Below are 19,839 nucleotides of genomic sequence, written 5' to 3' on the forward strand. Positions count from 1 at the left end.
CGGGGGATGGCTTGTTTTTGGCAGGGTAGCCCTCCAATTTTTGGAGGAACTTCTATCGGAGTGGTGAATCCTTATGGGGAAGTGGTGAACTCCAGGCGGATGGCCCGGCTCATGCAGCTGGATCTGCCGCTGGCGATAGCGGCGCGGGGCGCCCTGCTGAGGAGGGTGCCGCCTTCGCTGCAGCTGCGCCAGCTGGATGGGCTGCTCGGCTGCGAGGTGCTGCGCCAAGTGTAAATTTCTGTTAAAGGCGGGCGCTTGGCGGGTAATAAGAAGGGAGGGATTCCCCGCAGGGAGTTCTCTCCCAAATACTCTTTATTCCAGTCAGGAGGCGGAACACATGCAAAGCACAATGCAGAGCACCAGTATCATGTTTCGCGACAATTCCATTCTTGTCCGGTTGATCGGTACGGACCTCAGGCGGATACCTTCGCTCCTTTCGGCACTCCGGCATAATAAATTAACGCTCTCTTCCTTACGGAAACCGCCGGTCCGCATTGACCTTTATGACGAGGAAGCGATGCTTTTTACCCCGGACGGGGACAAGTACCGGCTTCCGATCTTTTAAGCCTTCCCTTAGCGGGCCGCCTTGTGCGGCCTTTTTTATATTTGGCCATGGGTTCATTATATCCGAATATCCGGCGGCGGGAGGCGCTCTCTACTATGCTTGGCGCATACTCCGGGATGCTGCGTGTTTAGTTTGGCGCCGGGGATGGTAGTAAGAGGTAAGAACGGTGACCAAAGTCAAGGAGAGGGGTATGCGTAATGATTCAGATCTTCGACGATCATAAGGGGGACGAGTTTTTTGATACGGGGGAATTGATCTCGGTCAGCACCTATCATCTGGATGCGGAGGAGCGGGTGCCCGGCTTGAAAGGAAGGGCGGTGGACTGGCAGCATTGGTACAAATCCTGGGCCGCGATGGCAAGCGGCGAATCATACCGGGTCCCGACCCATCTGTTGCTCATTGGGGTGGACGGACGGACGGCAACCATTCCCTGGGTGCTGCTGCAGGAAGCGATGTTCATCTACGAGACGCCGGAGGACGGGACGCTCGAGACGATTTCCTTCGTCGTTCCGGGCGGGGACGAACGGATGAACCTGCCGCATGTCAGGCAGCTCAATATCATCTACAACATGGAGCTGCCCGGCGAACCGGTCTACGGACAGGTCGACGAGGCGAACACGGAGAACCCGCAGTTCTCCGAAGCCCGGGGGGGCATGGCGAAGTAGCAGGTGCCAAGGTGCTCTGCCTCGCTTCTCAGGGTCATTTCGGGCGGGCGGGGCATAATAGGCCTGACGACCGAAAGGAGGGGAATCCATGACTAGACAAGATCTTAGCGGCGATACGCAGCAGTGGGTGGAGAAAGTGCACGATACGCAGGCTAAGGATGAGAAGAACCGCCGGACACACGGGGACAACCATCCGGCCAAAAAGCTGCCGAACAAACGGCACTAAGGGCAATAGGGCCGCTCCGTAACGTAACCGGCCTCTCTGAGGTGCGGGTGCCAGACGGACAGCCCGTTCGCTTCTTTGATGCTGCGCGACGCAGAAGTGCCAAGGCCCCGGTCAAGCGACCGGGGTCTTTGGGCTTGTCTGCCATGCAGCCTACTCTGGTCCGCGCCGGCTTGAGTATCCCGGGCGGTCGGGCAGGCCAGTCTCTCAAGCGCCGCCTCCCTGCAGCCAAGCAGCCAAGCATACAAGCCCGCTCGCTTTTGGAATCGGTGCCTCGCCGGATCTGTGCCGGATTGGTGACAATCTGCTCTTGGCTCCCCGCCTTCGTTTCAGGATGGAAGGGAAAGGGTATTTTTGGGGGAGAGAACAATCCGAGGAGGGATAGCAGAATGAATAAGCATTCGAAGGTTCCCTTCGCCGTCCTGCTTACGTTAACTTTGGCGCTGGGCGGCTGCGGGGCGAGCGACAGGACATCCGGCAACCAGAACCCGGGCAACCCGGCCAATGCCACGCAGAACAACACCGGTCAGACGAGCACCGGGGCGGGCACCAGCGAGACGACGAATACCCCGGGGGGCGGCACGACGGGCGGAGGCACGAGCGACAACGGAACCAAGGGCGGCGGCGCCGCCGGCAGCGGGACAAGCACAGGGGATGGCTCGCAGGTGAACATGAGCGGCCCGGGGACCGACGCATCGGAAGGCAGCGGCAAGGATGCCAAGAACGGCAACAACCAGAGCGTGACGCAGGCGGCGCCGGCTTCGGAGCAGCCGCTGACGGTGATCATCACCGACGCGAAGATGACCAAGCTCGGCACCGCGGAGCTCACCTCCGATCCTAAGGGCGTGGCCGTCAAGCTCGAAGTGACCGGTCTGCCGCCGGGCCAGCACGGCATTCATATTCACCAGAATGCCAGGTGCGAAGCGCCCGACTTCAAGTCGGCGGGCGATCACTTCAACCCGGACGGCAAGAAGCACGGGCTCGAGAATGCGGAAGGGCCGCATATCGGAGACCTGCCGCCGATCACCGCGGATAAGGACGGCAAGGTGAGCACGACGCTCGTGTCGACGGGAGTGACACTCAGCGAGGGCAAGTCGAATTCGCTGCTGGAAGGCGACGGCAAATCGCTTGTCATCCATGCGAAGCCCGATGACAACAAGACCGACCCGTCCGGCAATTCGGGCGAACGCATTGCCTGCGGACTCATCAACGGAAAGTAAGCTGGAAGCCTGCCCGGCAACCTGCCGCCTCCCTACGGGGAGCGCTGGCAGGTTCTTTGTATGTTAGGCCCAAAGCAGGGGGTAGCCTCTGCCGGGGCTGTGCTATACTATGGTTACTTTTGGATCTGGAGGGAGCGGCCGATGCCAGGCTGCCCTTCAGCCGGGAAGGCGGATGGAAGCCGTGATGATTGCTCCGGTACGCAGGGAAGAGATCGGGCTCGTGTATGAGATCATGCAGGAAGCATTCAAGGAATACCGCGGCGTGCTGCAGCCTCCTTCCGGAGCGCTTGGCGAGAAGCCGGAAGATCTGCTGCCCTATCTCGAGGGAGGGGGCGGCGCCGTGCTGGCGTGGGATGGCTGCGCCGCTGTAGGGAGCGCCAGGTACAAGAAGGAGGCTGACTTCTTGTATATCGGGCGGGTGTCGGTTCTCCCGGCCTACCGCAGACGGGGACTTGGGGCCGCGCTGCTGCAGCATCTCGAAGGAGTCGCTGTGGGGCTAGGATACCGCCGGTCGCGGGTCGGGGTCAGGCTGTCCATTCCGGGCAACGTAGCCTATTACGAGCGGCTCGGATATGCGGTTATAGAGAGGCACGAATACCCATGCGGCCGGGACAGCTGGGTGATCATGAGCAAGGAGCTGGATCTGGCGGGGCATTCCGGACAGCAGAGAGGAGCGCTGCCGCAAGGATGACCAAACGAGTGCTGTATGTATCCGATCTGGACGGTACGCTGCTGAATGGCCGGCAGGAGGTCTCCGGCGAATCTTTGGCAGTGCTGAACCGGCTGATCGGCGAAGGGATGCATTTTACAATTGCGACTGCACGGGCCTACGAATCCGTGAAGCGGATTGTGGCAGGATTGAACCTGAGGGTACCGGTGATTCTCTTCAATGGGGTATTCATCCGCGACATGGCAGCGGGCTGTTATCTGACGGCTAACTACCTGGACCCTGAGCTTGCCCGGGAGATTCTGGAGGCTTACCTCGAGGAAGGGCTGAATCCCCTCGTGTATACGATGAACGCGGCAGGGGAGCCTAAAGTATATTACCGCGGCATCTACAACGAAAGCGAAGCGCTGTACATTGGCAACCGGACGGCCGGCGGGGACCGGCGGTTCACGCGGGTGGAGGATTACCGCGGCGTGCTGGGGGACTCCATCATTACCGTGAACGCGATCGACCCGCCCGGCAAGCTGGAGGCGGTGTTCGATCGCTTCCGCACCCACGGGGCCTGCGTCTGCCACTATGGCCCGGACGTGTACGCGCCGGATTACCACTGGCTCGAGATCTCCAGCTCCCGGGCGACGAAGCGGGAGGCGGTCCTTGCGCTGAAGGATATGGGAGGGTATGACGAGCTCGTCTGTTTCGGTGACAACCTGAACGACTTGTCGATGTTCGAGGCGGCCGATGAATGTTATGCGGTGGCCAATGCCCACCCGCTGGCGCTGGAGGCGGCGGACGGTATCCTTGCCTCCAATGAGGAGCACGGCGTTGCATCCTATCTGCGGGACCGCTGGGCCGCGCAGCGGTGATGAACCCGGTGCACCTGATACCGAGGGCGCCCGAAATGGGAAGATGTGCCCGTGCGACGGTCCATAAGAAAGAACCCGCGAATCTCCAACCGGCTTCCGCGCATGGCTGCGGCTGGCTGTGGCATACTACCTAGGCACTCATAATCTCATCAGAAGAGCGGAGGGGTATGTATGGGAAGCAACAAAACGTTCCAGCAGAAGCAGCAGGCCATGTCGGCGGAATCCAATAACGCAGCGGAGAATCAGGCGGGTATGGGCAGACCTTACCACAAGGACAAGAAAGAAATGAGCCGTCCAACCGTTTGACGGAACAAGCGGATCGCACCGCGTCATCACCCGGCGGGCTTCTTCGGAAGCCGGCCTTTTTTTGCGGCTTTGGGAGGGCAGCCAGTCCGACCGCGGCCCTTGTCATTTGGCTGCGGGTAGACGGGATTTCGCCGGGGATGCTATGATTTGGGGAAAGGAAGCGCATACGATCCCTGGAAGGAAGCTGACCATGACCCGATTCATGAGAGGAATGCCACCCCTGTACCGCAACCTGAGGATCAAGCACAAGATGTTCGTGCTGATCTCGCTCGTGATGGCCGTCTGCTTCTCCGTCACCTTTTTTTCCATGCAGTATGCTTACACGATCTATGACGAGCAGCTCTACGAGAAGTCGTCCCAGGTCCTCAATTTGTCTTCGAGCGGGATCGAGAGCGAGCTGCGCAAGATTGACAACCTCTCCTTCAATGTGGCTACGGATCCGGGGATCCAGGGCATGCTGAGGGGCTTGAACGGGGATGCGCCGGAATACGAGAAGCACCGGATCCGCCTGGAGCTGCAGGACAAGCTGGTCCAATATGCCGGCTATGAGCCCTACCTGCATTCGATTATCATTACGGACAACCAGGGATATGACCACGTTGTCGGACAGACAGGGCCGGTGAGCGATTCGCGAAGAAGGCTGATCCGCTTGACGGCGCAGGAAGGACTCGGCGAGAGCCGCTGGGTGTACCCGGACCGTGCGGACGAGAAGCTCGTCGCCGCGCGGGATATCCGCTCCTACCAGAGCTTGGAGCTCAATTCGCTGGGCACCCTTGCCCTGCGCATCAAGAGCGATGCGATCGTGGAGGACGCGGTCAAAGGGACGGAGCTGCAGAACGGCCAGCTGCTGATCATGGCGGGGGGCAGCGTGCTCTTCGGCAAGGACGGGACACTCGAGGACCTGCCGCTGCCCGGTGAATTCTCGTCCAACCACAGCTATGTCATCAAGGAAATGGACGGGGAGCCGTACTTCTTCACCCAGGTGAGGTCCTCTTACTCGGGCTGGACTTATTACAGCCTGATTCCGTACGGCCATATTTTCAACCGGATCGTACTCATGAAGAATGTGCTGCTGATCGGGTTCCTGTGTTCGCTGGTCGCGGTGATGGCCGTGGCCATGCAGTTCGCCCGCGGCATCACGCGGCCGATGGACAAGCTCATGGAGCGGATGAAGCAGGTGCAGAAGGGGGACTTCGCGGAAGCGGAGGCCGAGATTGCCGCAGCCGATGCGAACTCGCTCACGATGGACGAGGTCGGCCAGCTCCATAGGACCTTCCGGGTTATGATCGGCCAGATCAACGAGCTCATCACCGAGAATTACGCGAAGCAGCTCACGATCAAGGAGACGCAGTTCAAGGCGCTGCAGGCCCAGATCAACCCGCATTTTCTGTACAATACGCTCGAATCGATCAATTGGATGGCCAAAATGAACGGACAGCCCCGGATCTCGCAGATGGTCGAGGCGCTCGGCTTCCTCCTGCGCAGCGCCATCTCGATGAAGGACGCGCTGATCACGCTGGAGGAAGAGCTCGAGATCGTGAAGAACTACATCACGATCCAGAAGTTCCGCTTCGAGGAGCGGCTGATCTTCGAGCTCGATGTCCCGGACGCGGTCCGGGGCTGCCGCATTCCGAAGCTGACCCTGCAGCCGCTGCTGGAGAACGCGATCCAGTACGGTCTCGAGCCGATGATCGAGCCCTGCCTCATCCGGGTATCCGCGAAGGCAAGCGGAGCGAGCCTGCTGCTGACCGTGGAGGACGCGGGCGCAGGGATGGAGCCCGGGCTGCTGGAGCTGGTCCGCCGAGGCGCGCAGCCTTCCCGGGGCAACGGCATCGGCCTCGGGAACATTCAAGAGCGCATCGTGATCGCCTTCGGCGAAGAGTACGGGGTGGAAGTCGACAGCGAGCCGGGCCGCGGCACGAGAGTGGGCATCCGTATCCCGGTGGAGATAGAGAAGTAGATGAAGATAGAGAAGTAGATGAAGATAGAGATAGCGTGATGGAGATGGAGGGATAACCATGTATAACGTCCTGCTAGTGGACGACGAAAGAATGATTCTCGACGGCATCTCGCAGGTCGTCGATTGGAGGTCGGCAGGGACGCAGCTCGCGGGCACCGCCCGCAACGGGATCGAAGCCTACGATGCCATCGTGCGGGATCAGCCCGATATCGTCATCAGCGACATCCGGATGCCGGGGATGGACGGCCTGCAGCTCGTGGAGAAGGTCCACCTCGAGTTCCCGGAGATCCGCTTTATCCTGCTCTCGGGCTTCAGTGAATTCGAATATGCGAAGACGGCGATGAAGAACGGCGTGAGGCACTACCTGCTCAAGCCGTGCAACGAGAATAAGATTGTGGAAGCGCTGAGCGAGCTGACGGAGGAGCTCCGGCAGTCCCGGAAGCAGGAAGACTTCGTCCGTTCCATGCGGGAGGGGCTCGAGAAGGTGCTGCCCCATGTCAAGGAACAGTTCCTGAAGGAGTTCGTCACGAATAAAACGTACGGCAGCGGCGATTGGGAGTATTACCGCAAGCTCTTCCATATCGAGACGGATTCCCGTACGATCCGGCTCATCGTCTTCCGACTGGAAGGGACCTTCGAGTTCGAGCACCTGTTCGCCGTGAAGAATATTGCGGGAGATCTGCTCGAGCAGGCGGTGCTGAGCTCCACGGTAGGCGACCATGTCCTGATGGCGGTCGAAGGCGGGGGAGATGCCAAGGCGCTGCTGGAGCGGCTGGAGAGCATCCGCTCGACCTTCCTGCAGTATTACAAAATCGACCTGACGATCGCGCTGAGCGAACCGGGGGATATGGTGCACAGCCGGCAGCTGTACAAGCAGGCGCTGGCCTGCCTCAACCACCGGTTCTACCTCGGGGAGGGCAGCGTCATCACGGAATCGGATATCGCGGAAGGCCTGCCTGCGGTCGAAGGGGAGGAGCTTGCGTTCGATGCGGAGAAGTGGACGCTGCCGATCCGCACGGGACACTGGGAGGACGCGGAGAAGGAGATCGGCGCGATGTTCGGGAGCCTGGGAGACCGGCGCCTCGATATTCATACGGCCAAGTCCTATGTCATCCAGTGGTTCATGGAGATGATCCGTTTGTGTGAGCCGGGCGAACGCAACGCACACATGGGCCGCCTGGTCACGCTGCTGGAGCTCGATACGCTGCAGTCGATCCGCAGCTTCTTCCAGCGTACGGCCCAGGAGATCGCGCAGCGCAACTACGAGCAGACCCGCTGCAAGCAGTCGGCGATCCTCTCGAAGGTCATGGAGATTATCGAAGCCCAGCTCGGCAATCCGGAGCTCTCCCTGCAGTGGGTGGCGCACGAGATGCTCTATATGAACGCGGATTACCTCGGCAAGCTGTTCAAGAAAGAGAGCGGAGAGAAATTCTCGAACTACGTCATGAAGCAGCGGGTGAAGAAAGCGACGGAGCTGCTCGGACAGGGAGGGGACGTGAAGATCTTCGAGCTCGCCGAGCGCCTCGGCTTCGGGGACAATCCGCAGTATTTCTCCCAGGTGTTCAAAAAATATGCAGGGTGCACGCCCTCCGAGTATATGAAATCGTCGTGAGGCAGCATGCGGGTCAAGTGCGGGGGGTTCAAAAAAACGGAGTCCCGGTTGATGGAAAGCCTGTTTTTTGAACAATCCTCACGGTTTTTTGAATTCCTCTTCTTCGGCTTCCAGAGGATAATAGGGAATGTAAGCCTTATCATTATCGGGTCACACTCACAGGGGAGGAAATAGAGATGAAAAAACCGATCACGGCACTGCTCTCGCTCGCACTGGTGCTCACTTCCGCAGGCTGCGGCGGAACGGCTCCGTCCGGAGGGAATGCGGCGGATGGCGGCACGGCAGCCAAAACCGAAAACGCTTCCGGAAGCAGCGAGCCGGTCAAGCTGCGGATGGCTTGGTGGGGCGGCCAGGCGCGCCACGATTATACTCTTAAGGTGATCGAACTCTATCAGCAGAAACACCCGAATGTGAAGATCGAAGCGGAGTATGCCTCCTTCGACGACTACTGGAAGAAGCTCGCTCCTCAAGCTGCGGCCAACGGGCTGCCGGACATTCTCCAGATGGATATCTCCTACTTGACCCAATATGGCGGACGCGGCCAGCTGGAGGACCTGACGCCTTACACGAAGAACGGCACGATCGACGTCAGCTCGGTTTCCCCGAATATCCTCTCCGGCGGCCAGCTGGACGGCAAGCTGTACGCGATGACCACGGGTGTGAACGCACTGGCTCACCTGATGGATTTTGAGATGCTGAAGAAGATTGGCGCCGAGCCGCCGAAGAAGGATTGGACTTGGGATGATCTCGAGCAGATCGCAATCAAGGCCAAGGCGGCAGGGAAGTTCATGGGCGGCTACCGTCCGGACGTATTCTTCTCCTACTACCTGAGAACCGTCGACCAGAAGCTGTACAGCGCCGACGGCTCTACGCTTGGGTACACGGACGACAAGCACTTCGTCGATTACTTCAAGCGACAGCAGAAGTGGTATGAAGCCGGCTACTATCTCACGCTCGACAAGGAAGCGCAGAAGAAGGGCACGCCGGAGGACGATGAAGTGACGCTGGGCAACTCGTTCACCTCGAACGGCTGGTCGAACCAGTACATCGGTCTCGTCAATGCAGCGAAGCGTCCGCTGGAGCTGCAGCCGATGGTTGGCCCGAACGCCAACAAGGGGATGTTCCTGAAGCCAAGCATGTATCTCTCCGTGACGAAGAGCTCCAAGAATAAGGAAGAGGCCGCGAAGTTCATCGACTTCTTCATCAATGACATCGAAGCGAACAAGATTATCAAGGGCGAGCGCGGCGTTCCGGTCTCCTCCAAGGTGAAGGAAGCGCTGAAGCCGCTGCTGAAGCCGGAAGAAGTGAAGGTCTTCGACTATGTCGCCTGGGCCGAGCAGAACTCCTCGCCGATGGATCCTCCGAACCCGATCGGCTCCATTGAGATCGAGAAGCTGCTGAAGGATCTGAATGAGCAGATGATGTACAAGAAGATCACGCCGGAAGACGCGGCCGCGAAGTTCCGTAAGGATGCGACTGCGATCCTCGCGAAGAATAAGAAGTAAGGCAAGAGGGAAGAGGCTCTGCGCTAACCTAAGCGCAGAGCCTTTTTGCGCGCCCCGCCGTGCTGTCTCAGCGAGCAGCAGTCCTAGTAGCTGCGGATCCAGGAGACGACGAAGGCGAGAAGCGCCGAAGCGGGAATCAAGGTGGGGAGAACCCCGAGGATGCCGGCATAGGAGACAAAAAACGCGCCGAAGCCCACGGTGGCGAGCAGGAGGAAGACCACCATGAAAAAATGGAAAAGACACTTGCCCGCGCTCATTCCAGGACCGCCCCGCTTATCGAAGCGGGCGGAGAAATCTTTGTCCCCACACTGTGATGAATACACCAAGAATCATCCCTCCTCCGGTTTAGAGATAAGTATACACCACCTTCACCGAGGCCGTAACCTGCAGCGTCCCGGGCTGGAGCGGCGTCACCTTACTGTCAGCGAGCATCGCGGTATGGTAAGGAACGGGCTCCGGCACGCGGCTCAGCTCTTCCACGAGCTGCGGCTGCGGGCTGAGCCGGACACTGAGCGTCCTGGCGACGGTGCCGGCCTTGCGGTACGCCTCCTGCACGGCGGCTGACAGCGCGGCGTGATAATACGGCTGCGGGTGCGCCAGGCGGAACGAGACGCTGCTCACGGTGTTGGCTCCGCTGGCCACGGCGGTGTCGACAACGGTGCCGGCCCGGGCCGTATCGTTCAGCGTAATCTGCAGCATATGCGTGACCTTGTAGCCGGTGAAGCGCTGCTTGTTCTCCTCAAAAACATACTGCATCTCGATCCGGTAGTCCACCGTGGCGATCGCGTCTCTCGGCAGGGGCAGGGCCGTCAGGGAGGCAATCACCCGGGCGGAGGCCTCACGATTCGCGGCCTGCGCTTCGGTCAGGCTCAGGTTCTCTGTAACGACGCCGAGCACGATCACCGCCCGGTCGGGCTCGGCGGAGACGGACGCTTCGCCCGTCACTTCGATCCGGCCGGGCCCAGGCTGCCGGTACAACGCCCCCGCAGGGGGCTGGGGAACCGCAGCGTAGAAGGGAGGGGATGGCATGGACAGCACCTCTTTCGGATGAAATGGTTACTTCTACTCTATTGGCGTTCTGCCCTCGTCATGCCGCCATCGGCCGAATGTCGGGTTTTTAAACAAAGAGAGCGGTTTTTTGCCTTCAGAAGAAGTCCCGATTCTTTTATCATAAAGATATAAGATAAACGGCATCGTCCTCGCCAGGGCGATACGCGTTTATAAAAATAACAGAGGACTCAAGGAGCGCTCGCAAGGAAGATCTTCTGTTGTTTGGCAGCACAAAGGCAGCGCTTTTCCGCTGCACACCCACACCTTATGCTAGGGGTTGAGACCATGAAAGCCGTATCTTTACGCGAGAACGAAAACGTGATCGGATATGTGTTCACCGCGCCGTTCATTCTGGGGTTCCTCATCTTCACGATGTTCCCGATTCTCTCGTCGCTGTATTATTCGTTCACGGAGTATAACCTGCTCGAAGCGCCCCGCTGGGTCGGGCTGCAGAATTACGAGAACATGTTCACGAATGACGACAAGCTCATGAAGTCGCTGCAGGTGACGATGACGTATGTATTCGCTTCCGTGCCGCTGCGCCTTGCCTTCGCTCTGGCGGTAGCGATGATGCTGAACACGGTAGCCAGAGGGATCGGGGCTTACCGCTCCGCTTACTACCTGCCGTCGCTCATCGGAGGCAGTGTGGCCGTATCGATCATGTGGACGCAGATCTTCGGCGACAAGGGCCTCTTCAACTCGGCGCTCGGCCTCATCGGGATTCAGAGCACTACCTCATGGATCGGCTCCCCGGACAGCGCGCTGTGGACGCTGATCGCGCTCTCTGTCTGGCAGTTCGGCTCCTCGATGCTGATCTTCCTGGCGGGCCTCAAGAACATTCCGGCAGCCATGTACGAAGCCGCCTCCGTTGACGGTGCGAATGCGGTCCACCGGTTCTTCAAGATCACGCTGCCGCTGCTCTCGCCGATCATCCTGTTCAACCTGATCATGCAGACGATCGCCGCCTTCATGACGTTCACGCCGGCCTACATCATCTCCCGCGGCGAGGGCGGTCCGCTCGACAATACGCTCCTGTACTCGCTCTACCTGTACCGCCGGGCGTTCCAGTTCTTCGAGATGGGCTATGCCTCCGCCATGGCATGGGTCATGCTGATCCTCGTCGGCCTGATTACGCTGCTCATCTTCCAGACATCGAAGTTCTGGGTCCACTACGAAGCGAAAGGGGACAAATAACATGGCCATGAGCATGAACAGCACGAAACCGATCGCGAAGTCCCGGCGCAGCTCGCAGGCCTGGAGCGCGAAGCGTCTGAAGCCGCTCTTCTATCACCTGATCGTCGGCGGCTTGGCCCTGGCGATGATCTATCCGATCCTGTGGCTCGCCAGTTCTTCCCTGAAGCCGAACGCGGAGATCTTCTCGAACGCCTACAGCTTGATCCCGAGCACGCTGGACTTCTCGAACTATGCCAGCGGCTGGAAGGGCTTTGCCGGCACGACGTTCGGCACCTTCTTCAAGAATTCCTTCATCATTGTCATCATCTCGACGATCGGCGCGGTGGCCTCGTCGGCGCTCGTCGCCTACGGGTTCGCCCGGATCAACTTCAAGTTCAAGAATTTCTGGTTCGCCTGCGTCATGATGACGATGATGCTGCCGCACGACGTAACGGTCATCCCGCAGTACGTCATGTTCGCGAAGCTCGGCTGGCTGTCGTCGTTCAAGCCGCTCATCGTGCCGAACTTCTTCGCGACGCCGTTCTTTATCTTCCTCATTATGCAGTTCATCCGCACGATTCCGCCGGAGCTCGACGAGGCGGCGAAGATGGACGGCTGCTCCAAGTACGGCATCTTTTTCAAAGTCGTGGTGCCTCTGATCGTACCTGCCCTCGTCACCTCGACGATCTTCTCCTTCTACTGGAGATGGGATGACTTCATCAACCCGCTCTTGTACCTGAACCGTCCGGAGCTCTACCCGGTATCGCTGGCGCTCAAGCTGTTCCTCGATGCCGAGTCCATCAACAACTGGGGCGGGATGTTCGCCATGGCGACACTGTCGCTGCTTCCTATCGTCATCGTGTTCTTCGTCTTCCAGAAATATATCGTGGAAGGCATCTCCACCAGCGGTCTGAAATAAGGGCGCCCGAGGCACTTCAGGCTCAGAGAACCAGCCCAATTAGAGAACCAGCCTGATTAGAGAATGTAGAGAGTAGTGAAAATCGATGAGTACAGAGACAACTAAAGGAGAGAGAGACGAAATGCCCCCACTCAAATTCGAAGAAGCCCATATCCGCAAGGTGATCGACGCTGTAGTTGAACGCACATTCCAGATGGATTTCAACTGGGATTGGCCGGGCGGCGTAGCCTTCTACGGAGTTACCGAAGCCTATGAAGCCACCGGGGAGAAAAAATACATGGAGCTGCTCAAAACCTGGGTCGACGAGCAGCTCGACGACGGCCTGCCAAAGCTATCGGTCAACGCGGTGTCCATCGGGCATTCGCTGCTCTCCCTGTACAAATACACAGGCGAAGAGCGCTACATTCAGGTAGCGACCGAGATGGCCGAGTACCTCACACACGAAGCGGTGCGCTTCGCTGACGGGATCTTCCAGCATACGGTGAATTCCGAGACCTACAACTTCCCGCAGCAGGCTTGGGTCGACACGATGTTCATGGCCGGCTACTTCCTCATCCGCATCGGGGGTATGCTTGGCCGCCAGGATTACCTTGAAGACGGGATCAAGCAGTACCACGGCCACGAGAACTTCCTGCAGGATCCGAAGACGAACCTGTACTACCACGGCTGGGACCATATCCAGCAGAGCCACATGTCCGGCATCTACTGGGCACGCGGCAACTCGTGGGCAGCGATCACGATGGCCCGGGCGCTCGAGATCATTCCGGTGCAGCACCCGTCCTTCATGATCATCGAAGGCTCGCTGCGCGACCAGCTTAGCGCCCTTGTGCGGCTGCAGGGCGAAGACGGCCTGTGGCATACGGTCCTGACCGATCCGGAATCCTACACCGAGACTTCCGGCTCGGCAGGCATTGCGGCGGCGCTGCTGTCGAAGGGCCGGCTGTACAACAAATACGTCAACCCGGCGATCGACGGCCTCCTAGGCCGCATCGGCGAAGACGGCAGCGTGAACGGCGTGTCGGCCGGCACGGCCGTCATGAACGATGCGCAGGGCTACCGCGAAGTGCCTCATAAGCGCCTTCAGGGCTGGGGACAGGGCCTCGCGCTGACATTCCTCGCCTCACTGCTCGCGCGCCAGGATTGGTAGGAGCGTACAAGCTGCCCGCCGTCCGTTAGCCCAAAGGAGGAGAATACGGTATGCCGCCGCTTTATCAGTTCGATTTTGGCTCAGGTGCTCCTGAGCCGGGGTATATGAAGGTCACGCACGAATCCCTCTACCGCGAGGATCTCGGGTACGGGTTCACGGACCTGTCCCGGGTCGCCTCACGGGAGCGGGGGGAGCAGGGTGCCCTGCGGGGAGGCTTCTGCATCCCGCTCGGCACGGCTTTCATCGTCAATGTGCCGAGCGGCAATTATGATGTCGCCCTGACGATCGGAGATGCGATCGCCCCGACCGAGACGACCGTGAAGGCGGGCTCCGGGCGCCTCATGCTTCACAAGGTGCGGACGGAAGCGGGACAGTTCACCAGACGCAGCTTTGCCGTGCATGTGCATGACGGCAGGCTGCGGCTTGTGTTCTCCGGCTCCGCGCCAAGGATCAACGCGCTGGTGGTCACGCCGTCGCCGAACACGACGACCGTGTTCCTCGTCGGGGATTCGACGGTGACCGACGAAGCGGAGGACAACTTCCCGTACGCCGGCTGGGGCATGATGCTGCCCCATTATTTCAAGCCGGGTGTGGCTGTCGCGAACTATGCGAAGTCCGGCCGCAGCTCGAAGAGCTTCCATGACGAAGGGCGGCTCGCGCCGGTCTTAGCGGCGATGAAGCCCCACGACTACCTGCTGATCCAATTCGGGCACAACGACCAGAAGACGGATGCCGAGCGGTACACGGACCCGGAGACAACCTACAAGGAGTGGCTGAAGGTCTACGTCGATGCGGCGAGGGAGAAGGGGGCGTATCCGATTCTCGTGACCTCCGTGCACCGGCGGTATTTTGCCGGGGACGGCACGCTGATCGATACGCACAAGGAGTACTTGACCGCGGTGAGGGAACTGGCCGCCGCCGAGGGTGTGCCGCTGATCGACCTGGCGGAGAAGAGCCGCAGGCTGTTCGAAGAGCTGGGCCCGGAGGCGACCAAGTCGGTCTTCCTGTGGGCGGTGCCGGGCGAATACGCCTCGCTGCCGGACGGGGCGGAGGACAATACGCACTTCCACGAACAGGGAGCGCTGCGCATTGCCGCCCTGGTGGCGGAGGGGCTGAAGGAACTCCAGCTCCTGCCGCTGATGCTGTATATGAAATGAACAGCATGGCCGTCCTCCTGAGGGGGCGGCACGCTGATTCACAGAGGAGGGGGACCGGACATGACCTATTTTCCGGAGGAGCAGTCGGCTTATGCGAAGTTCGGCGCCGGCGTGGAGGACGTTCTCTCCGCCATCGCGGGCCGCTACATAGGAGAGCATGGCAAGCAGGGGCCGGTCTACCGGCTCTTCAGCACGGAAGCGTTCTTGAGGGAGGAAGACTACCGCTATGTGATGGATCTGGACGCGAAGCTCGAAGGACTGGCCGAAGGGCAGTTCGTATACTGCTGGTCCAAGCTGTGGAGCGACAAGGAGGCGGACATTCCGCTCAGCCTCTCCTGCTTCTCGCCGGCCCGCGTGTATGTGAACGGCTCGCAGGCCTTCGCCTCCAACCTGAACGACGACGTGTTCCCGGACCGCCGCTGCTGGTTCCGCGTCAGGGTCAGCCCGGGCTGGAATCATATCGTGCTGCGCTTCACGAAGACGGCGACCGGGTGCGGCGGTCGCTTCGGGACAGGCTCGATCAAAGGAGCCCCGCTGCACTTCCTCGTTCCGCTGGAAGAGCGGGCAGGCCAGGAAGGCTGGGTGTACAGCGGCCCGTTCAACGAGGAGTTGAAAGCGCTGCCGGGCGGGGAGGCGTGGGAGGATGCGTCTGTGGAGGCCGAGATCGTCTGGAGTCCGAAGCAGCAGTGGACCGACCTGGAGCGTGCCTCAGGCGTCTTCGCCAGACTCTTCGGGAAGCGCCCCGGAGCGCAGGCCTGGGCATGGACCCGGATCCGCAGCAGAGGCACAGCGCAGGAGATCCGTCTAAGCGGATCGCATCAAGGGGACATGACCTTGCTGCTCGGAGGCCGGGAGATCTACGCTTCCTCCGAACCCTCCGCCGATTTCGCCGTGACGCTCCGGCTGCCGTACGGAACCCATGACCTGCTCCTCCGCTCGACTTGCACAGGCCCGCTCTGGGGGTTCGATCTCGGCCTTCATCCGGCGGGGAACGCCGCCGTCCTCCAGCCGCCCCGCCGGATCGAAGGACTCCGGGAGCCGTGGCTGTATCTCGGGCCGTTCCCTGCCGGGCAGTCCCCCGCAGCGGAAGATATTCCGCAGCTGGAGCGTCCGTTCGCCGACGGTGCGGAGGGTCTGTTCTGGCAGGCCGATCTGCCCGGGACTTACGTGCGCGCCTACCTCGAGACGCCGCTGTTCGGGCGTTGGAATTATCCGCTCGGCGTCACGCTCTACGGGCTGCTGCAGACCGGCGTCGAGCTCGGCCGCCCCGATACCGAGCAGTATGTGCTGGACCATATCGGCCAGTGCACCGCGCTGCATGACTACGCCCTGTGGGACAAAAGGCAGTTCGGCGCGCCGGGCATCAACCACCAGCTAGTCTCCATCGACTCCCTCGATGACTGCGGTTCCTTCGGCGCCACGATGCTGGTCGCCATGAGCCGCCGGGAGCTGCCCGGCGGCCGGGCGGCGGCCGACCGGATCGCCCGGTACATCACGGAGGTGCAGGACCGGCAGCCGGACGGCGCCCTGTACCGGGTGCACGGCAGCACGGACTTCATGCAGGACACGATGTGGTGCGACGATCTTTATATGAGCGTGCCGTTCCTGTGCCGGTATGCGGGGCTGACCGGAGACGGGCGGTACCTGGACGATGCGGCCCGGCAGTTCCTGCTCTACAAGAAGTATATGTACATGCCGGAGCTCCAGATCATGTCCCATGTATACGACTTCAAGTTCGGCAAGCCGAACGGCATCCCCTGGGGACGCGGGAACGGCTGGGTGCTCTTCTCGCTGACCGAGCTGCTCGCGGTGCTGCCGGAGAATCACCCGCAGCGGCCTGAGCTGCTGGGCTTCTTCCGGGACCTGAGCGCCGGCTATCTGCGGCTGCAGGGGGAGCGGGGGCTGTGGCACCAGGTGCTGACGAATCCGGAGTCTTATGAAGAATCGTCCTGCACGTCGATGTTCGTCTATGCCTTCGCCCGCGGGGTCCGCTACGGCTGGCTCGAGCCAGCCGCAGCCTATACGGAAGCCGTCCTGCGAGGCTGGGAAGGGCTCAGCCGCCATGCGGTCGATGCCCGGGGCAACGTGTACGGCGTCTGCCGCGGTTCCGGCTACTCGTTCTCTTCCTCGTACTACAAGGATGAGCTGCTGCCGCTTCTCAACGATACGCACGGGATCGGCATCGTTCTGCTCGCCGGCATCGAGACCCGCCGGCTTGCGGAGCACCTCCGCAGCTCAGAGCCGGCGCCGGCGCCGGCGCCGGCGTACAAGTAAGCCACGCAGATCAAGGTCCTTCTAGTCAACTTTGCGACAGGCGGTGAGATTTATGCTTCCCCAAGGTCGTCATTTTCGGAAAAGCCTTATTCTCATACTGATCATTACTTCGATTCCCGGCCTCATTACCGGCGGTGCCATCTATTGGTTCACCGCCGGCCGGATCGAGAGCGAGCTGGTCCAGCTGCACAAGAACCAGATCGCGAAGCGGGCGGAAGGCATAGAGGGGCAGTTCTCCTATCTGGAACTGTCCCTTTCGCATTTGGCATTCGACCCGAAGCTTGATTATACCCTCGCGCAGACGGATTTTCTGCGCAATTTTACCGTCACGCGGGATCTGTATAAGACGCTGCTGCTGACTCAGGGCGCCCTGCCGCTCGTGGACCGGATGGAACTGTTCGTCGAAGGGAAGGTGCCCGCGCACTTCTCCCCGGATTTCAACATGCTCCAGACCGAGGAAGAGCGCCAGGCGTGGAAGCCGCTCTTGAAGCCGGGGGTCCCGGTCTACTGGACGCGCCTCGACGATCCCGGGCAGCGGGTTCCTGCGTCTTCCCTCTCCCTGGTGCATCAGGTGCCGGGCAGCTCCACGACGCCCTTCGGCGTGGTACTCTTCCGGCTGAACGAAGCCCGCGTCGTCGAGCAGCTGCGGACCCTGACGCCGTACGAGGAGGGCGAAGCCTTCCTGCTCGCGGAGGACGGCTCGGTACTGGCTTCATCCGACACCGGATCGCAGCCGTCGCCGCTGCTGGAGAAGCTGCGAACCGCGGTACTGGCGCAGCGGGGAGCGGGGGAGACCTCCTTCAAGCTCGACTGGAACGACAGCACGTATTCGGTGTCATACGGCACCTTCGACCGGCTCGGCTCGAGCTGGACCTATGTCACTGCAGCGCCGATCCATGCAATCACGGCCCCGGTCGTGATCGTGTCGAAGACGATCATCGGGCTCTCGCTGGCGGGCCTTCTGCTCGGCTGCCTGCTCGCCTGGTTCGCCTCGCGGCGCATCTACTCGCCGATGGAGCGGCTCGTGCGCCTGCTCGGCGGCGAACGGGCGCCGGAAGGCAGCGACGAGTTCGCCGAGCTCGAGAAGCGCTGGGTGCACCTCCACCGCGAGAGCGCGGACCTGCAGCACCGGCTGGCGAAGCAGCTGCCGCAGGTGAAGGAAGGCTTCCTGCTGCAGCTGATGCAGGGGCACCTGAGCACGTATCCGGAGGAGGAGCTCGCGGAGCGGCTGCGGTCGTTCGGCTGGCAGCCGGAAGGACGCGTCTTCACGGTGATCTGCCTGCAGCTCACCGGCATGAGCCGACTCGAAGCGCAGGGCCGCTTCTCCGCGGAGGACGAGGGGCTTGTTACCTTCGCGGCAGCGAACATGATCGAGGAACTGGCCTGCGGAGCCTTCCCCGAGGCGCATGTCATGAACTTCCATGACCTGACCGCCGGGCTGCTGGTCTCCCTGCCGGAGGAAGACGCCGCGAAGGAATCTTGGCTGCCGCTGTGCGGGAACATCATCGAGGCGGTCACGGGCATCCTGCGGATGAATGTCACCGCGGCGGTGAGCCGGAGCACGGCCTCGCTGCGCGAGCTGCCGGATCTCTTCGAGGAGGCGAAGCGGCTGCTCGGCTACCGGAGCTTCGGCGAGGAGAACCAGATTCTCCGCGCGGGGGATGTGTACGGCGAAGACGGCCAGGAGCGTGTGCCTTATCCGTTCACGGAGGAGAAGGAGCTCCTCCAGGCACTTCGCAAGGGCAGGCAGGAAGAGGCGGAGTCCGCGCTTGCGCTTTTTATGAAAGCGTTAACAGATCAGGCGCCGACCGAGGCGGATTACCAGCAGGGCGTGCTGAACCTGCTCGGCTCCCTGGAGCATATGACGCTGCAGAGCGGGCTTCACCCCGGGCGGCTCTACGGTCACGGCAACCGGTTCGCCCAGCTGGCCGAGCTGCGGGAGCCGGAGCAGGTCGAGCGGTGGCTGCGCCGGAGCATCCTCTGCCCGTATCTGAAGGAGATGGAATCGCGCAGCGGCAGCACCGCCCGCCGGATGATCGAGGAAGCGATCCAGTACATTGAGACCCACTACATGCAGGATATCTCGCTGGATTCCTGCGCGGACCGCTGCGGCACGAACGTGTTCACGCTCAGCCGTTCGTTCAAGAGCGTCACCGGCATGACCTTCGTCGATTATGTGACGCAGACCCGGCTCACGAAGGCGAAGGAGCTGCTGCGCGAATCGGAACGCCGGATCAACGAGATCGCCGAGCAGGTCGGTTACCAGCACGGCTACTTTAACCGCATCTTCAAGAAGGCGGAAGGCGTTACCCCGAGCCGCTACCGGGAGCTGAGCCGCGAGAGCTAGGAACGGGCGTGAAGCCCGTCCTTATGCGGCTGTAGACCCTTCACAAGATAATCCTACCCGTGCAAAAAAGTGATAAAAGGAGGGAGCGGATGGAAGAACGCCCGCGCCCGGCCCCGGTCAAAAATCTCTCATTGCGGTGCAGCGGTCCTGTGGCGGAGAATGACATCAATCCCGAGCCAACGGGTT

At 61.0% G+C, this 19,839-nt stretch carries 18 protein-coding genes; 16 read left to right on the forward strand and 2 right to left on the reverse strand.

The features are described from left to right. Positions 1 to 60: 60 nt before the first annotated feature. The 10 genes from O9H32_RS16525 to O9H32_RS16570 all read left to right on the forward strand — a co-directional run bounded on the left by O9H32_RS16525 (position 61) and on the right by O9H32_RS16570 (position 9,586). Complete coding sequence (locus O9H32_RS16525) at positions 61 to 234, forward strand: hypothetical protein (protein ID WP_269867225.1); 174 nt, start codon at positions 61 to 63, stop codon at positions 232 to 234. 528 nt (positions 235 to 762) lie between these two features. Further along, positions 763 to 1,230 (forward strand): hypothetical protein, encoded by a 468-nt coding sequence (locus tag O9H32_RS16530; protein WP_269867226.1) that lies wholly within the window; start codon positions 763 to 765, stop codon positions 1,228 to 1,230. Positions 1,231 to 1,318: 88 nt separating this feature from the next. Next, the gene (locus O9H32_RS16535; protein ID WP_269867227.1) at positions 1,319 to 1,456 is read left to right on the forward strand and encodes a DUF4023 domain-containing protein; all 138 of its coding nucleotides are present in this window, start codon (positions 1,319 to 1,321) and stop codon (positions 1,454 to 1,456) included. A 386-nt stretch (positions 1,457 to 1,842) separates the two neighbouring features. Further along, positions 1,843 to 2,673, forward strand: a complete 831-nt coding sequence (locus O9H32_RS16540; protein ID WP_269867228.1) for a superoxide dismutase family protein — start codon at positions 1,843 to 1,845, stop codon at positions 2,671 to 2,673. A 184-nt stretch (positions 2,674 to 2,857) separates the two neighbouring features. Beyond that, a complete protein-coding gene (locus O9H32_RS16545; protein ID WP_269867408.1) occupies positions 2,858 to 3,364 on the forward strand; it encodes a GNAT family N-acetyltransferase in 507 nt (168 codons plus the stop codon). Further along, a complete protein-coding gene (locus O9H32_RS16550) occupies positions 3,361 to 4,203 on the forward strand; it encodes an HAD family hydrolase (protein WP_269867229.1) in 843 nt (280 codons plus the stop codon). Before O9H32_RS16545 ends, O9H32_RS16550 begins: the two co-directional genes overlap by 4 nt. Positions 4,204 to 4,374: 171 nt before the next feature. Beyond that, positions 4,375 to 4,509 (forward strand): hypothetical protein, encoded by a 135-nt coding sequence (locus O9H32_RS16555; RefSeq protein ID WP_269867230.1) that lies wholly within the window; start codon positions 4,375 to 4,377, stop codon positions 4,507 to 4,509. A 202-nt stretch (positions 4,510 to 4,711) separates the two neighbouring features. Beyond that, on the forward strand, positions 4,712 to 6,469 hold the full coding sequence (locus tag O9H32_RS16560; RefSeq protein WP_269867231.1) for a sensor histidine kinase: 1,758 nt from the start codon (positions 4,712 to 4,714) through the stop codon (positions 6,467 to 6,469). Between the two features lie 58 nt (positions 6,470 to 6,527). Beyond that, positions 6,528 to 8,081: a response regulator gene (locus O9H32_RS16565; RefSeq protein WP_269867232.1), complete on the forward strand. Its 1,554-nt coding sequence runs from the start codon at positions 6,528 to 6,530 to the stop codon at positions 8,079 to 8,081. A gap of 176 nt (positions 8,082 to 8,257) precedes the next feature. Continuing rightward, positions 8,258 to 9,586: an ABC transporter substrate-binding protein gene (locus O9H32_RS16570; RefSeq protein ID WP_269867233.1), complete on the forward strand. Its 1,329-nt coding sequence runs from the start codon at positions 8,258 to 8,260 to the stop codon at positions 9,584 to 9,586. Between the two features lie 83 nt (positions 9,587 to 9,669). Here O9H32_RS16570 and O9H32_RS16575 read toward each other — a convergent pair whose 3' ends face one another. Then, positions 9,670 to 9,912 carry a hypothetical protein gene (locus tag O9H32_RS16575; protein WP_269867234.1) on the reverse strand — a complete coding sequence of 81 codons (243 nt, stop codon included), beginning with the start codon at positions 9,910 to 9,912 and terminating at the stop codon, positions 9,670 to 9,672. Positions 9,913 to 9,931: 19 nt separating this feature from the next. Further along, positions 9,932 to 10,615: an SIMPL domain-containing protein gene (locus tag O9H32_RS16580; RefSeq protein WP_269867235.1), complete on the reverse strand. Its 684-nt coding sequence runs from the start codon at positions 10,613 to 10,615 to the stop codon at positions 9,932 to 9,934. Positions 10,616 to 10,921: 306 nt separating this feature from the next. On the opposite strand from O9H32_RS16580, the gene O9H32_RS16585 reads away from it, so the two are divergent. The 6 genes from O9H32_RS16585 to O9H32_RS16610 all read left to right on the forward strand — a co-directional run bounded on the left by O9H32_RS16585 (position 10,922) and on the right by O9H32_RS16610 (position 19,653). After that, positions 10,922 to 11,830, forward strand: a complete 909-nt coding sequence (locus O9H32_RS16585) for a carbohydrate ABC transporter permease (protein WP_269867236.1) — start codon at positions 10,922 to 10,924, stop codon at positions 11,828 to 11,830. Positions 11,831 to 11,954: 124 nt separating this feature from the next. Beyond that, positions 11,955 to 12,728, forward strand: coding sequence for a carbohydrate ABC transporter permease (locus O9H32_RS16590; RefSeq protein WP_406627339.1), 774 nt, complete (start codon positions 11,955 to 11,957; stop codon positions 12,726 to 12,728). Between the two features lie 121 nt (positions 12,729 to 12,849). Further along, positions 12,850 to 13,875: a glycoside hydrolase family 88/105 protein gene (locus O9H32_RS16595; protein WP_269867237.1), complete on the forward strand. Its 1,026-nt coding sequence runs from the start codon at positions 12,850 to 12,852 to the stop codon at positions 13,873 to 13,875. Between the two features lie 50 nt (positions 13,876 to 13,925). Next, positions 13,926 to 15,032, forward strand: a complete 1,107-nt coding sequence (locus O9H32_RS16600) for a rhamnogalacturonan acetylesterase (RefSeq protein WP_269867238.1) — start codon at positions 13,926 to 13,928, stop codon at positions 15,030 to 15,032. A gap of 60 nt (positions 15,033 to 15,092) precedes the next feature. Continuing rightward, complete coding sequence (locus O9H32_RS16605; protein WP_269867239.1) at positions 15,093 to 17,306, forward strand: glycoside hydrolase family 88/105 protein; 2,214 nt, start codon at positions 15,093 to 15,095, stop codon at positions 17,304 to 17,306. Positions 17,307 to 17,358: 52 nt separating this feature from the next. Beyond that, complete coding sequence (locus O9H32_RS16610) at positions 17,359 to 19,653, forward strand: helix-turn-helix domain-containing protein (protein ID WP_269867240.1); 2,295 nt, start codon at positions 17,359 to 17,361, stop codon at positions 19,651 to 19,653. Positions 19,654 to 19,839 lie beyond the last annotated feature (186 nt).

This window comes from Paenibacillus caseinilyticus (assembly GCF_027533645.1).
GTDB lineage: Bacteria > Bacillota > Bacilli > Paenibacillales > NBRC-103111 > Paenibacillus_G > Paenibacillus_G caseinilyticus.

What these genes read in the sequence shown, in the direction of transcription:
- O9H32_RS16530 (WP_269867226.1), top strand. Translation starts at nt 763, where the DNA reads ATGATTCAGATCTTCGACGATCATAAGGGGGACGAGTTTTTTGATACG.
- O9H32_RS16535 (WP_269867227.1), top strand. Translation starts at nt 1,319, where the DNA reads ATGACTAGACAAGATCTTAGCGGCGATACGCAGCAGTGGGTGGAGAAA.
- O9H32_RS16540 (WP_269867228.1), top strand. Translation starts at nt 1,843, where the DNA reads ATGAATAAGCATTCGAAGGTTCCCTTCGCCGTCCTGCTTACGTTAACT.
- O9H32_RS16545 (WP_269867408.1), top strand. Translation starts at nt 2,858, where the DNA reads ATGATTGCTCCGGTACGCAGGGAAGAGATCGGGCTCGTGTATGAGATC.
- O9H32_RS16550 (WP_269867229.1), top strand. Translation starts at nt 3,361, where the DNA reads ATGACCAAACGAGTGCTGTATGTATCCGATCTGGACGGTACGCTGCTG.
- O9H32_RS16555 (WP_269867230.1), top strand. Translation starts at nt 4,375, where the DNA reads ATGGGAAGCAACAAAACGTTCCAGCAGAAGCAGCAGGCCATGTCGGCG.
- O9H32_RS16560 (WP_269867231.1), top strand. Translation starts at nt 4,712, where the DNA reads ATGAGAGGAATGCCACCCCTGTACCGCAACCTGAGGATCAAGCACAAG.
- O9H32_RS16565 (WP_269867232.1), top strand. Translation starts at nt 6,528, where the DNA reads ATGTATAACGTCCTGCTAGTGGACGACGAAAGAATGATTCTCGACGGC.
- O9H32_RS16570 (WP_269867233.1), top strand. Translation starts at nt 8,258, where the DNA reads ATGAAAAAACCGATCACGGCACTGCTCTCGCTCGCACTGGTGCTCACT.
- O9H32_RS16580 (WP_269867235.1), bottom strand. Translation starts at nt 10,615, where the DNA reads ATGCCATCCCCTCCCTTCTACGCTGCGGTTCCCCAGCCCCCTGCGGGG.
- O9H32_RS16585 (WP_269867236.1), top strand. Translation starts at nt 10,922, where the DNA reads ATGAAAGCCGTATCTTTACGCGAGAACGAAAACGTGATCGGATATGTG.
- O9H32_RS16590 (WP_406627339.1), top strand. Translation starts at nt 11,955, where the DNA reads ATGATCTATCCGATCCTGTGGCTCGCCAGTTCTTCCCTGAAGCCGAAC.
- O9H32_RS16595 (WP_269867237.1), top strand. Translation starts at nt 12,850, where the DNA reads ATGCCCCCACTCAAATTCGAAGAAGCCCATATCCGCAAGGTGATCGAC.
- O9H32_RS16600 (WP_269867238.1), top strand. Translation starts at nt 13,926, where the DNA reads ATGCCGCCGCTTTATCAGTTCGATTTTGGCTCAGGTGCTCCTGAGCCG.
- O9H32_RS16605 (WP_269867239.1), top strand. Translation starts at nt 15,093, where the DNA reads ATGACCTATTTTCCGGAGGAGCAGTCGGCTTATGCGAAGTTCGGCGCC.
- O9H32_RS16610 (WP_269867240.1), top strand. Translation starts at nt 17,359, where the DNA reads ATGCTTCCCCAAGGTCGTCATTTTCGGAAAAGCCTTATTCTCATACTG.